Origin of the sequence: Moraxella bovoculi 237 (assembly GCF_000696305.2) — a bacterium.
Lineage (GTDB): Bacteria > Pseudomonadota > Gammaproteobacteria > Pseudomonadales > Moraxellaceae > Moraxella > Moraxella bovoculi.
The window spans coordinates 119,866-133,678 of sequence record NZ_AOMT01000043.1 but is presented as its reverse complement, the minus strand read 5'-3'; the positions used below and the strand labels follow the sequence as shown (position 1 = coordinate 133,678).

Sequence of the window (13,813 nt, the reverse complement as noted above, 5' to 3'; positions counted from 1 at the left end):
CAATTTATGACGCTGATTGGGCAGATTTTTTACGCTTAAAGAATCTACCCAAATCATCCATCAAAGTATAGACCACAGGAATCACCACAAGGCTCAAAAAAGTCGACGTGATGAGACCGCCCAATACTGCAACCGCCATCGGACGGCGGAACGTCGCATCCGCCCCGCCCCAGCCGAACACGAGCGGCAACATCCCTGCGCTCATGGCGATGGTGGTCATGATGATGGGTCTGGCACGTTTTTTACAGGCGTCTAATATCGCATCAAGTCGCTGCAGCCCTGCCTTCTCGGCAATGATGGCGTAGTCCACGAGCAAGATTGAGTTCTTGGTTGCGATGCCCATAAGCATGATAAATCCAATCAAGGATGAGATGGACAAACTCGCACCCGTCACCACAAGACCAATGAACGCACCGCCAATCGACAACGGCAATGCCATCAAGATGGTAAAAGGCTGCAGCACCTTATAGAATAACAGCACCAACACCCCAAAGATACAGAAAATACCCACACTCATGGCAATGGCAAAACCCGTGAACAGCTCCGCCATGCTATCTGCCTGCCCCTCATCGATGGCACTCACTCCCTCTGGTAGGTTTTGTAGGATTGGCAGATTTTTAACCGCATCGATGACTTCACCCAGCTCTTCTTCAGATTGCACCGTAATCTTAATGCTGCGCATACGATCCAGACGGCGAATTTCAGCTTCCCCCGTGGCACGTCTTAGAGTCGCCACTTCTGATAGCTTCACAGCGCCGGCTTCACTGGTGCTGCTTGGCACATAAAGACTGCTCAGTACATTCATGTCGGCACGAGATTCATCAGACAGGCGCACCACGACAGGGATCTGGCGCGTGTCTAGATTTAACTTGGACAATGCTTGCTCATAATCGCCCATCGTCGCCACGCGTAAAGTATTCGCCAAGTCACTGGTCGTCACGCCTTTATCCGCCATCATGACGGTGTTTGGAATGGCGCTAAGCTCAGGCTTGGCAAGCGGTCTATTGCTGGTGACTGACGACACCATGGGCAGAGACTGAATCTGCTTGATGGTTTCATTGACCGTTTGGTTAAGCAGTTCAGGATTGTCCGACATCAACGAGAACCCATACCCTGAATCCCCCGTCGCTGACAACCCTACCACGAAGCGGGCTGATGGCACGTCTTTTACCGCTTCAGCGATGGCATTTTCGATGTCGGTTTTGCTTGGGCGTTCGCTGCGCGGGTTAAGCAGAATGTTCAAGGTTGCGGTATTTTCGCTGCCTGCCGAGATAAACACAGAACTTACGCCATCCACCTGACTGACCGCCTGCGCTGTCATCTCACTGATGCGTGTGGTATCATCCAAAGTCGCATCAGGCGTAAGCTCAAGCGTGACTTGGGTTTGGTTGCTGTCATCTGGCGGCAAGAACGAACCGGGCAGCATCTTGGCAAGACTCAATGAGCCAATGAACAGTACAATCGTCGCAACCAACGTAATCGCACGATGGTTCAGCGTCCATCTAACAACAGACAGATAACGCTTCATCATTGCGCCAAATGTTTCTTCTTCATGTCGTTTTGGTTTTAGGATATAAGCCGCCATCATCGGCGTGACAAGTCGCGCCACCAATAATGAGATGAACACACTGATCGCCGCCGTCCAACCAAACTGAGAGAAAAACTGCCCAACAACGCCACTCATGAACGCCGTTGGCAAAAACACCGCAATCAGTGTGAAGGTCGTCGCCACGACCGCAAGACCAATCTCATCCGCCGCCTCCATGGCTGCCTCATAAGGCGTCTTACCCATGTGCAGATGGCGCATGATGTTCTCAACTTCAACGATGGCATCGTCGACAAGCACACCAATAACAAGCGACAAAGCAAGCAATGAGATGACATTCAAACTAAAGCCAAATATCCACATCATCAAGAAAGTAGGAATGATGGATAAAGGCAAAGCCGCTGCCGCCACCAATGTCGCCCGCCAGTCTCGTAAGAACAAGAGCACAACGACCACCGCAAGAATACAGCCCTCAATCAGCATCTTCATGCTGGCATGATAATCTTCGGCGACTGGCTCGGCGTTGTCATAGATTTTTTGGATTTTGATGTGTGGCATCTCTTGGGCGAGTTTGGCAAGCTCTTGATCTACATCTTCAACCATCTGCACTTCGCTAGCACCGCGTGAACGTGTGATGGATAGCGCTACGACCGTTTGGCCATCTAAGATGGCTCGGCTTTTTGGATCGGCGTGAGCGTCCTTAATGTCAGCAAGTTGTCCTAGTGCCACCCCGCCTGCAGGTGTGACCACCTCTAGGCTTGCAAGCTCTCTTATGCTCTTGGCAGAGCCTAATACACGGATGGTCTGAACGCCGCCACCAACCTTGGCCTCGCCGCCTGAGCTGTCTTTTTGGGAAGCGCTGATCTGCTGAGACAGAGTTGTAATGGGCAGCTGCCAGCCGTTTAATTTATCAACATCAGGCGTGACGATGATTTGACGTTCGATACCGCCCACGCGGCTGAGCGTCCCCACGCCGTTAATGTTGGCAAGGCGTTTATTCAGCGTGTCATCCACGAACCATGACAGCTCAGCCTCACTCATGTTATCAGATGCTACAGAGTAACTCACCACGGGAAATCCTGCGGTTGAGACCTTGGTGATGACAGGTTCTTCGGCAGCGGCAGGTAAGTCGCTTGCGATCTCATCAAGTGCTGATCGTACGTCATTCACCGCTTCTGATAGGTCTTTTTCTAGGGTAAATTCGGTATGAATGGTCGCAACGCCCGTCTGCAGAGTAGAGCGGATGTGCTTGACGCCTTCGATGCCGGTGATTTGGTTTTCGATTTTTTTGGCGATGTCTGTCTCTAACTGGGCAGGAGATGCCCCTGTATAAGAGATGGTAACGATGACAGCAGGAACATCGATGTCAGGGAACTGCTGGATTTTCATCGCGCGAAAACCCAAAATCCCACCCAGCGTCATGAGCGTGAATATCAAGATCGCTATTAAGGGGTTTTTGATAGAATAAGCCGAAAAGTTCATCACTGCCCCGCTGACTGATGAGTGGATGACTGTGGTGCGTTGGCATTGACTGTCGCCACACGCACGATGTCACTTTCCGCTAGAAATCCTGCGCTTTTTGCGACGATGAGCGCATCTGGCGGTAAGTTGGTCGCGGCTTTATCCCCGTCATAGCCTAGGATATCCACCTTGGTGCGCACTACTTTATACAGCCCTTCGGCTTGATCTGTTGACGTCAGCGACCACACATAATCATAACCATCGGTCGTCATGATGGCAGAAGTTGGCACGGCGGGTGCGCTGGACTGGCTTAGGACGAATTTACCCGTCTGATACATGCCAGCACTTAGCGGCGCACCTTGGGGAATGGCGACATGCACCGTCATCTCACGCCCCTGATTGGCGGTCGGTGACAGGCGGATGACTTTGCCGACAATGGGTGTATTTCCTGCCATGATGGTTACTTCTTGACCGATGCTGATCTTGGCGGCATTGTTCGGTGCAAGTGTCGCTTGCCATTCAAGCGCACCATCTTTAATGATGGTAAATAAGGGATTGCCGCTGGTCAGCACGCCCACCTGAGCTTGGCGTTCGCTGATGATGCCTGAGACTGGCGCGGTGATTTTAGCATTATTAAGGTTGGTGGCGGTATTATTCATCTTCGCTTTGGCGGCAACCACCGTGGCATCTGCCTGCTTAGCGGCTGTGCGGTAGGCATCCACCTGCTGACGGCTGATCGCACCTATCTGCAGCAAAGGCTCGGTACGCGCAAGGTCGGCATGTGCCTTCTGGGCGCTGGCGATCGCTTGATCGAGATCTGCCTGAGCTTGGATGTGTGAGTCTTTGAATGACGATGCGTCCAATATGGCAAGCACCTGCCCTGCACGCACCTGATCGCCCACCTCGACCAGCACCTGCTCAATCGCAGCGCCCGTCACGCGTCCACTGACCTGAGCGGTGTGACGCGCTGCGATGACACCACTGGCATCGATGGCATCAAAGATGGTGGCACTGCTTGGCGTGATCGCCTCAACCGACATGACTGGTGCGGTGTTGGCTTCTTGGCTGTCCAATGACTTAACCGAAGCGCCGACCACATTGTCATTCGATGCTTTGTCACCATCAGACACACGCCCAATACCCAAGCCCAGCACCAGCCCAAGCGCAACCAAAGCAAGTGCGCTGATCGGTAGCCACCATGGGAATTTGGTGTATTTATCAAAAGCGCCATCTAAGCGCTTATCTAGTGATTCATTGCCATTCTTATCATCCATAACTAACTCTATTTCATTACACTTTTTATAAATAAATCGATTGTAGCATCACGCACGCACCAAAGTCACATGCATTCCTTTATGAATTTGACTACGCGTTCACATATTCTTTGGTGTCCGGCAGCCACGTATTGACAATCTGATGCGCCAAAGCCTGCCTGTTAGGTGACTCGATGAGCTTATGAGCGATGCTTTGGGCAGCGGTTAATAGCGCCTCATCACGCACGATGTCTGCTAAGTAATAACCCATATCTCCCGTCTGACGCTTGCCTAATAGCTCGCCTGCCCCGCGCAATTCGAGGTCTTTTTGAGCGATGACAAAGCCATCTGTACTGTCTCTTAAGACATTTAGACGCTCGATGCCCGTAGGAGATAATGGCGTCTGATATAGCAATACACAAAAAGACTTGGCAGAACCACGACCCACCCGCCCACGCAGCTGATGCAGCTGCGACAAGCCTAGCCGTTCGGCATTCTCAATGACCATCAAGGACGCGTTAGGCACATCCACACCCACCTCGATGACCGTCGTCGCCACGAGCAGATCGATATTACCAAGCTTAAACTCATTCATCACCGCCTGCTTATCATTCGGCTTCATCTTGCCATGTACCAAGCCGATGCGTATGTCCAGTCGATCGCACAGATCCTCATACAATAGATCTGCTGACTGCGCATCTAGCACCGATGATTCTTCTACAAGTGGGCACACCCAATAAGCCTGCTTGCCGTCTTTGCAATTGACGCGTATCCGCTCAATCACCTCATCACGGCGATCTCGGCTGATGGTAACGGTGGTGATGGGCGTGCGGTTTGGCGGCAGTTCATCGATGACAGACACATCCATGTCGCCATACATACTCATGGCAAGCGTTCTTGGAATGGGTGTTGCCGTCATGGCAAGCTGGTGCGGCGTAGAGTTCGCCACGCCTTTATTGGCCAACCTAAGGCGCTGCTCCACCCCGAATCGATGCTGCTCATCAATGATGGCCAGCCCCAATTTGGCGAACACCACCCCATCTTGGAACAGTGCATGCGTCCCAACGACAATCTGCACCTCATTATCCACGATACGCTCTAGCATGGCAGCGCGCTCTTTGGCACTTTGTTTGCCCGCCAAGAAGCCAACACCGACACCCAGCGGCTCGAACCACTTTTGAAAATTAATAAAATGCTGCTCCGCCAAAATCTCTGTCGGCGCCATAACCGCCACCTGCCAGCCACTGTCCAGCGCATAACAAGCCGTCAGCGCCGCCACCAGAGTCTTACCTGCGCCGACATCACCCTGAATGAGTCTTAGCATGGGTCTACTTGTGTTCATGTCTGCCACCGAATCGGCGATGACGCGTTTTTGAGCGCCTGTCAATCCAAAGGGTAAGCTTGCCATGAGCTGATTTGCCAATTCGCTGTCCGTCTGACAACGCGGTGCCTTGTGCTGGTAGATGTTATTACGTCGATATAGGAATGCCAATTGATGCGCCACGAGCTCTTCGATGATGATGCGGCGACAGGCTGGGTGCGTCCGCTCTTTTAGACCTTCAAGTAGCGCTGTCTGTGCGAAGATGTCTGCGTCTTTATCAGGCAGGTGGATTTGCTTTAAGGCGCTTAGCAGATCTGCCTGCACCCCTGTTACGCCTGCCACCGACAAGTCTTGGATCGATAAGCAGTGCAAAGGCTCACGCGAGACAGCATTGATGGCAAGGCGCACCAATTGGCGCAGCTTATTTTGGTGCAGTCCTTTTACCGCAGGGTAGATGGGTAATAACCCACTCTCAAACGCCTTAGTTCCTGTGACATGGTATTCAGGATGCGCCATCTGCACCCCATAGCGACTGATCTTAATCTCACCAAAGGCAGTGATGTTCGCGCCAACGACCATTGTGTTTTTAAGGCCTGCATACACCTTAAAAAACCTAAGCGCCAGCACGCCCGTCTCATCCTCTAACACTACACTCATGCCACTGCGGCTGTTCTCGACATGCGTCACCACGCCAGCGACGAGCGCACTCATGCCATGCTGCACATCACGAATCGGCACAAGCCGACTTCTATCCTCATAGTCTCTAGGCAGGTGCATGAGCATGTCAAAAATACGATGGATGCCTAGGTCTGCCAGCCTACCCCCCAGACTCTCGCCCACGCCAGACAGCGCGGTCATCGGCAAATTAATCATGGAAGTAGCAGCTTGTGACATGACAGACCCTAGGTTACAAATCTTTATAATGTATTGGATGAATTTAATTTACAATACGTTTGATTTTACAACCATTTTTATTAATTGAAAAGTATCGACATGAAAAAGACCCTACTTATCGGCGCAAGCCTTAGCACTGCGCTCATCGCAGGCTGTGCCGCTCAGCACACGCAGCAGGCACAGCGCATGCCGACCGTTCATGATACAGCGCCCGATGTCGCGTTGGTATTAGGCGGTGGTGGTACACGCGGCTACGCACACATCGGCGCCATCAAGGCACTCGAAGAGCACGGCATCCGCCCCGACCTCATCGTCGGCACCAGTGCAGGCGCGATGGTGGGCGCCCTGTCTGCCTCGGGTAAGTCTGCCAAGGAACTAGAGCGCATCGCCATGGCGCTAGATGAGACAGATTTGCTAGACATTGCGCCCAGCAAGCAAGGGGTGATTGAAGGCAAGGCGCTTCGCGACTTTATTAACACTCAGGTTGATAATAAGCCTATCGAATCACTGCCCACACGATTCGCCGCCATCGCCACTGATGCACATGCTAAAACCACGGTAAGCTTTCGTCAAGGCGATACAGGGCTTGCTGTTCAGGCATCTTCAAGCATTCCAAAGCTATTCATCGCCCCTCGTGTCCCCAAGATAGGTGGTAAAAAATACATCGACGGTGGTCAAAGTGCGCTGTTGCCATCAGCGGCTGCCAAATCCATGGGTGCACAATTCGTCATCGCTGTAGACGTGATGTCAGCTTCCAACACACAGCCAGCTGATAAGCCCGCAAATAGCCGAGGCACCGCAGGCATCAGCCGCACCGACAAAGGAATTAAAGCGGTATGGGGCGATGAGGTCATCGAATTCCCCATTAATAGCGACATCATCAAACAAAGCACCAAAAATCTGCCCGTCAGCATCGATGTGGAGAAACTGCTTGGCATGATTCCTAATAACACACAGATTTTACTACCCAAAGGTTTCCCAACCAGCCTACCCAAATCCAAAGATGACATCATGCAAGCGGCCAACACCATCTTTATGCAAAACCAACGTCACGCCAAGCCCGCTGACGTCAAGGCATCAGATGTGATTATCGCACCTGAATTATCCAAATATGCCGTATTCGATGGCAGCGCCAAAGAAGAGATCATCCAAGCAGGCTATGATGCCACCATCGCCAAAATCCCCCAAATCAAGCAAGCTCTGGCTGAACACCAAAAGCTGCAATCCACCACCAAGCAATAATCAAAAAACGCAAATCCAATCGGGTTTGCGTTTTTTGATTATCCTACTGATACGAGCTTAGAACTGATTATTTTACCAAGTTACTAATCGCCTTAAAATTCGGGTCTTGGCTAGAGCGCAGCAGCTCAAACAATATCGCCTCTGCGGTCGTCATCACCGCGCCTGCACGTCGCATTCTACGGATGGCGATTTTACGGTCGTATGGGTCGCGAGAGCTGGTCGCATCAGTGATGATGACAGGCTGCATGCCATTATCGAGTAGATCCAGTGCGGTCTGCTGCACACAGACGTGCGTCTCAATGCCAAATAATAACACGTGATGGCGATTCTGCATGGCAAGATGCCGCCAAGTGTGTTCGTCGTCTACCGAACTAAACGCTGATTTTTCAAACACGGGCGCATCGCCAGAGACCGCTTTTAACTCACTAATCGTATGTCCAAGCCCCTTGGGGTATTGCTCATTGATGGTCAAAGGCACGCCAAGATGTCCTAAGCCTTCTATCAAGATACGTGCTTTTTTGGTGATTTTATCCATGTCAAAAATATGCGGCACGAATTTATCCTGCACATCAATCATGAGCGCCTGAGTATCCTCGCGGCGAATGCGATAAGTGCGTGTGACGGTCGTGGTCGGCATGGCAACTCCTTGTTGATAGTGACTGACGACTTTACTTTACTAAAATTTCCCCATCAGGTCAAGGAATATCCCTATGCCAAAAATGACAAAATTTCCACACTTTGACAAAAAACACTTGGCATTCATCAAAAAGCTAACTATCATAGGCGTGTTTTTATGATGAAATTACCATGACGCACACCACCCAAAATCCCATACAATGGTTTCGCCATTCTGCCCCTTATATCAACACCCACCGAGGCAAGACTTTCGTGGTCATGTTCGGTGGCGAGGCAGTCGCACATGAGGAATTTGATCGTCTGATTCATGACTTTGCACTTTTGCACAGTCTTGGCATTCGACTCGTTCTGGTGCACGGTGCCAATCCTCAGATCGAGGCAGCGCTGCACAACGTCGACCTACCAAACACCGCCCAGAACGGCGTTCACATCACCCCCTCCGAGGCGATGCCTCACATCCTATCGGCTGTCGGTGCGATTCGCCTACAGCTAGAGGCACGGCTGTCGATGGGGCTTGCCAATTCGCCAATGTTCGGTTCGCGCATCGATGCAGTGTCTGGTAATTTCATCAACGCACGCCCTTTTGGTGTGCGTCATGGCGTAGATCATCAGATGACAGGCGAGGTGCGCGGCGTGGACGTGGATGCCATTCATCATAATCTAATTCACAACCACATCGTTATTCTAAGTCCGATTGGTTTTTCGGCGACAGGCGAGGTCTTTAGCCTGTCTACTGAAGACGTCGCAGAACACGCATCCATTGCTTTACAGGCTGACAAGCTGATTTTATTGGGTGAAGCGCCTTTATATAATCAAGGCGCACTCGTTAGAGAGATTACCACCAAACAAGCTCAAGAACTGCTAGACGATAACAGCCTTAGCGATGAGATTCGCCGATTTTTAGGCTGCGCGATTCGCGTAAGCGACGTGGTCGATCGCACACAGATTCTACCCTTCGCCAAAGATGGCGCGCTCATCGAAGAGCTGTTCACTCGGGATGGTCTTGGCACCATGATTGCACGTGCGCCATACGATCAGATTCGTCAGGCGCATCTTGGGGATGTCGTGGGATTGTTGGCACTTTTAAGACCATTAGAAGAAGTTGGCATTCTCATTCAGCGACCGCAGTATCGCCTAGAAGCAGACATCGAACACTACACCGTCATCGAGCGTGATGGGATGGTGGTCGGCTGCGCGGCACTCTACCCACTCGATGAGCATTGCGCTGAGGTTGCCAGCATCGCCATCCATCCTGACTATCGCGGTGGCAGTCGCGGCGATGAATTGCTACAGTTCATTGAATCGCACGCCAGATCAGAAGGATTTACACGATTATTCGCGCTCACCACGCACACCAGTCACTGGTTTATTGAGCATGGTTTTATTGAAACTGCTGTACCATCCCTGCCCGTCTCTCGCCAAGCACGCTATGACAATGGGCGCAACTCCAAGATATTCGTCAAAACCATCTAAATACAATCTGCACATAACGCCCAATCGGGCGTTTTTATTGAATTTTTTTATTAAATTGAATAATAGTTCAAAAAATGGTTTACAAGTCATTATAAACAAAATACAATAACAAGCATGTCATCATATTGTAATGACATGGCGGCGCACTAGGATAGGTCGCCATTAGGACTTCTGATAGATACACAAGGATCAAGGAGAGCGTGTATGAATCAACACACCCATACGTCAGGTGCCGCAGGCGGCGCACCGACCGAGCACGTCGTCAATGTGAACGACGTCATTGATAACGCCACCTTTAAACCCTTTCATTGGCAGGTGCTGTTCTGGTGCTTGCTCATTATCATCTTTGACGGCTATGATCTTGTTATCTATGGTGTGGCACTGCCGCTACTCATGGAGCAGTGGTCATTAACCCCTGTCGAGGCTGGCATGCTGGCAAGTTCGGCTCTGGTCGGCATGATGTTCGGCGCGATGATTTTTGGTACGCTGGCCGATAAATTTGGACGCAAAAAGATCATCATGGTCTGTACTGGGTTCTTTAGCGGATTTACTTTCTTGGGTGCCTTTGCACCATCACCGACAGAATTTGCCATTTTAAGATTCTTGGCAGGTCTTGGTATTGGCGGCGTAATGCCGAACTTGGTCGCCCTAACCTCTGAATACGCCCCAAAAAAATCTCGCGCCACGATGGTCTCCATCATGTTCAGCGGCTACGCAGTTGGCGGTATCATCTCGGCACTGCTGGGCTCATTCTTGGTCAAGGACTACGGCTGGGAAATCATGTTCTACCTAGCAGGTGTTCCATTGGTGGGCTTCCCGATCATCTGGCGCTACCTGCCTGAGTCTTTGACATATCTGGTTAAGGACGACAAACAAGGCCCAGGTCGTCACATCATCCAAAAGATCGATCCATCGCTTCATATCACAGATAATACCAAGCTTGTGCTTAATGAAGCTGCACCGACTGCGACAGGCAAGCCTCAGGACTCTTCATTCAAGGCACTATTTACCGAGGGACGTGCCTTTGGTACACTGATGTTCTGGATGGCGTTCTTTATGTGTCTATTGATGACTTATACGCTATCTAGCTGGCTGCCTAAGCTCATGCTGTCAGCAGGTTATTCACTAAAAGGCAGTATCATGTTCCTGTTCGCCTTGAACATCGGTGCGATGGTCGGTGCGATTGCAGGTGGTTATTTGGCAGATAGATTCCATCTAAAGCCTGTCATCGTTACGATGTGTGCTTTGGCAGCGATATCCATCTCAGCACTTGCCATTAACTCACCACCGATCATTCTATACTCACTGGTGGCAGTGGCTGGCGCGACGACGATCGGCACGTCGATCCTACTGTACAGCTATCTTGCGCAGTTCTACCCGCTACACATTCGTACCACAGGCATCGGCTGTGCTTCTGCGGTGAGTCGCATTGGTGCGATCGTAGGCCCGATCATCACAGGTTTCTTGTTGGCGATGAGCCTACCGCACGCGTATAACTTCCTAGCCATTGGCATTCCTGCACTGATTGCGACCATCGCCATGACAGTATTAAAACGCTCATGATGGATTATTTTAAGCACAAAAAAAAGCCCTTATCATTAAGGACTTTTTTATTTTGGGTTATCTAATTACTTGTTCTGGGTAGCAGGCTGGGCTTGAGTGTTGCCCGCAGCTTCGGTCTTCGCCACAGCTTCTGCCATTTGTTTTTGAGCTTGCTCTAGTGCAGCTTTGGCTTGCGCTTCGTTTAATAGCTCAACGGTGAAAATTAGCACGCTGTTCGGCTCAATCATTGGGTTGCCCGCTTCACCATAGGCAAGCTCTGATGGGATATAGAATTCGTATTTTCCGCCTTCTTTCATCAGCTGCAAACCTTCAGTCCAGCCTTTGATAACTTCATTCACCGCGAACTGTGCTGGCATGCCACGCTCATAAGATGAGTCAAACACCTTACCATCGATTAGTTTACCTTCATAATGAACGATAACGGTGTCAGTTGCTTTTGGTGATTTGCCAGTACCTTCGGTGATGACCTTATACTGTAGACCTGATGCGGTGGTTTTTACGCCTTCTTTGGTCTTATTCTCAGCTAGGAACTTATCACCTTCAGCTTTGTTTTTGGTGGCTTTATCAGCAGCTTCTTTGACTTTACGCTCTTCGTACGCCTTGCCAACGGCTTGGATTTGCTCATCAGTTAGCGCACTTTCTTTGCCATTGAAGGCATCAGTGATTGCTTTATTGAAAATTTCTAAATCCAACTCTTCGCCAGTTTGTTCGGTCATGGCTTTTAGGTTCATGCCTCGCTCATAGCCGATGATATAGCTGATTTTTTGGATTTCGGTGCTGCTGTCAGTCACCACGGTAGATTTCTCAGCAGTTTTGGTGTCTGCTGCTGCGTCGGCTGTCTCAGCTTTTTTGTTGCAGCCAGCCAATGCTAGGATTGCCATCATGCTTGCCGCAAGTAGAGTGTGTTTTTTCATAATACTCTCAATTAGAAGATTAAAAATAGGATCGATATTTATCGATGTTTAATGACGCAACATGATACCAAAAATTAAGGCGCTGCGCCATGAATTCTAAGAATAATTGATTGCTCACTGTATAGAATTTGTTAATATTGTACTAAAAAGTCAACCGCTTCCAACATAAGGCGGTTTTTAGTGTTACAATCTGTCTTGAATTTTTAGCAAGTTTAATCATTTTTAGCAAGTTTAATCAATTGGAGTGTTCCATGGACTACCAATCAAAATTTATTTTATTTAATCAAGGCCTACAAGGACCCGTTGCCTCAATCATCGCAGCCATTCTTATCGGTCTTATCGGCTGGCTATTCGCTTCTATTATTAGAGGTTTGGTCGCAAAGGCATTGGCCAAAACTCGCCTAGACCAAAAACTATCAAACAACGTAGGTGTCAAGCCAATGAGTGGCACGATCGCAGACGTCGTGTATTGGTTCGTTCTTCTGTTGGTATTGACCATGGTATTGGATCGCTTAGGCTTAAATGGTCTATTTATGCCATTGACGAACATGATCGACAAGACATTTAGCTTCATTCCAAATGCACTACTGGCAGCATTTGTGTTCTTCATTGGCTTTGTCGCTGCTCGAGCGGTGCGTGGCATCGTGACCAATTTGGTTGCAGGTTTCAACATTCAAGCCCTAGCCACCAAAGCAGGCATCAATGAAAAGAACAGCCTACCGACCATCGCAGGCTCGCTGTCATTCATGTTGGTGATCATTCCCTTCACCATCGCTGCACTAGATGCATTGAAGGTTGAGGCGATCTCTCGCCCTGCCACCAATATGCTAAATAAGGTGCTAGAATCTCTACCGAACGTCTTCACCGCTGCTGCGATTTTGGTTGTTACCTATTATGTCGTGCGCATGCTGGCCGGCATTGTTAAGAACATCTTAGCCAATACTCAAATCGATGCCCTGCCTGCCAAGCTCGGCCTACAGAGCGCCCTAGGCGAGAAGAAAATATCTGACTTGGTTGGCTGTGCGATTTTGTTTTTTGCCATGTTGTTTGCAGGCATTGCGGCGGCTGACTTGTTGGGCTTTGAAGCCATCAGCGGCATCATCGCCATGTTCATCGCCTTCGGCAGCCAGATCATCCTAGGTGCTGTTATCCTAACCATCGGTTTTTGGCTTGCAGGCATCATCGCAGGTGTGGTTGAGCGTTCTGAACAAGGTTCAAAATTCCTAGCCAACATCGTACGCGTCCTAATCATGGGCTTGGTTCTTGCGATGGGTTTAAAAGCAATGGGCATCGCTGACAGCATCGTGAACCTAGCATTCGGCTTGACGCTTGGTGCGGTTGCCGCGGCATTCGCCCTGGCATTCGGTCTAGGTGGTCGTGATGCAGCTGCTCGCCTACTTAAGCGTATTCAGGACAAAGCTGAACACGAAGCTGACAACAAAGTCTTGCTACCAAAAGATACACAAGACACCTTCCACAACAACAACCATCGCTTCTAAACGCATGTAAT

General features: G+C 50.1%; 9 protein-coding genes. 4 read left to right on the top strand and 5 right to left on the bottom strand.

Annotation, left to right across the window (positions count from 1 at the left end; genetic code table 11):
• Positions 1-4: 4 nt before the first annotated feature.
• The 3 genes from MBO_RS09595 to recG form a co-directional block, all read right to left on the bottom strand.
• Complete coding sequence (locus tag MBO_RS09595) at positions 5-3,028, bottom strand: efflux RND transporter permease subunit (RefSeq protein ID WP_036367153.1); 3,024 nt, start codon at positions 3,026-3,028, stop codon at positions 5-7.
• A complete protein-coding gene (locus MBO_RS09590) occupies positions 3,028-4,281 on the bottom strand; it encodes an efflux RND transporter periplasmic adaptor subunit (protein WP_052585433.1) in 1,254 nt (417 codons plus the stop codon). Before MBO_RS09590 ends, MBO_RS09595 begins: the two co-directional genes overlap by 1 nt.
• Positions 4,282-4,372: 91 nt before the next feature.
• Entirely contained in the window at positions 4,373-6,475 is a 2,103-nt protein-coding gene (gene recG, locus MBO_RS09585; protein WP_036367150.1) for an ATP-dependent DNA helicase RecG, read from the bottom strand.
• Positions 6,476-6,574: 99 nt separating this feature from the next.
• Between recG and MBO_RS09580 the strand changes: the two genes are divergently transcribed.
• A complete protein-coding gene (locus tag MBO_RS09580) occupies positions 6,575-7,717 on the top strand; it encodes a patatin-like phospholipase family protein (protein WP_227712724.1) in 1,143 nt (380 codons plus the stop codon).
• A gap of 67 nt (positions 7,718-7,784) precedes the next feature.
• On the opposite strand, the gene MBO_RS09575 is transcribed toward MBO_RS09580, so the two are convergent.
• Positions 7,785-8,354 carry a hydrolase gene (locus MBO_RS09575; protein ID WP_036367147.1) on the bottom strand — a complete coding sequence of 190 codons (570 nt, stop codon included), beginning with the start codon at positions 8,352-8,354 and terminating at the stop codon, positions 7,785-7,787.
• Between the two features lie 164 nt (positions 8,355-8,518).
• Between MBO_RS09575 and argA the strand changes: the two genes are divergently transcribed.
• Together argA and MBO_RS09565 are read left to right on the top strand one after the other, a co-directional pair.
• Complete coding sequence (gene argA / locus MBO_RS09570) at positions 8,519-9,826, top strand: amino-acid N-acetyltransferase (protein WP_406812857.1); 1,308 nt, start codon at positions 8,519-8,521, stop codon at positions 9,824-9,826.
• Between the two features lie 204 nt (positions 9,827-10,030).
• Entirely contained in the window at positions 10,031-11,389 is a 1,359-nt protein-coding gene (locus tag MBO_RS09565) for an MFS transporter (protein WP_052585432.1), read from the top strand.
• 65 nt (positions 11,390-11,454) lie between these two features.
• On the opposite strand, the gene MBO_RS09560 is transcribed toward MBO_RS09565, so the two are convergent.
• Positions 11,455-12,303 (bottom strand): FKBP-type peptidyl-prolyl cis-trans isomerase, encoded by an 849-nt coding sequence (locus MBO_RS09560; protein ID WP_036367141.1) that lies wholly within the window; start codon positions 12,301-12,303, stop codon positions 11,455-11,457.
• A 251-nt stretch (positions 12,304-12,554) separates the two neighbouring features.
• Between MBO_RS09560 and MBO_RS09555 the strand changes: the two genes are divergently transcribed.
• The gene (locus tag MBO_RS09555) at positions 12,555-13,802 is read left to right on the top strand and encodes a mechanosensitive ion channel (RefSeq protein ID WP_080702257.1); all 1,248 of its coding nucleotides are present in this window, start codon (positions 12,555-12,557) and stop codon (positions 13,800-13,802) included.
• Positions 13,803-13,813: the final 11 nt, after the last annotated feature.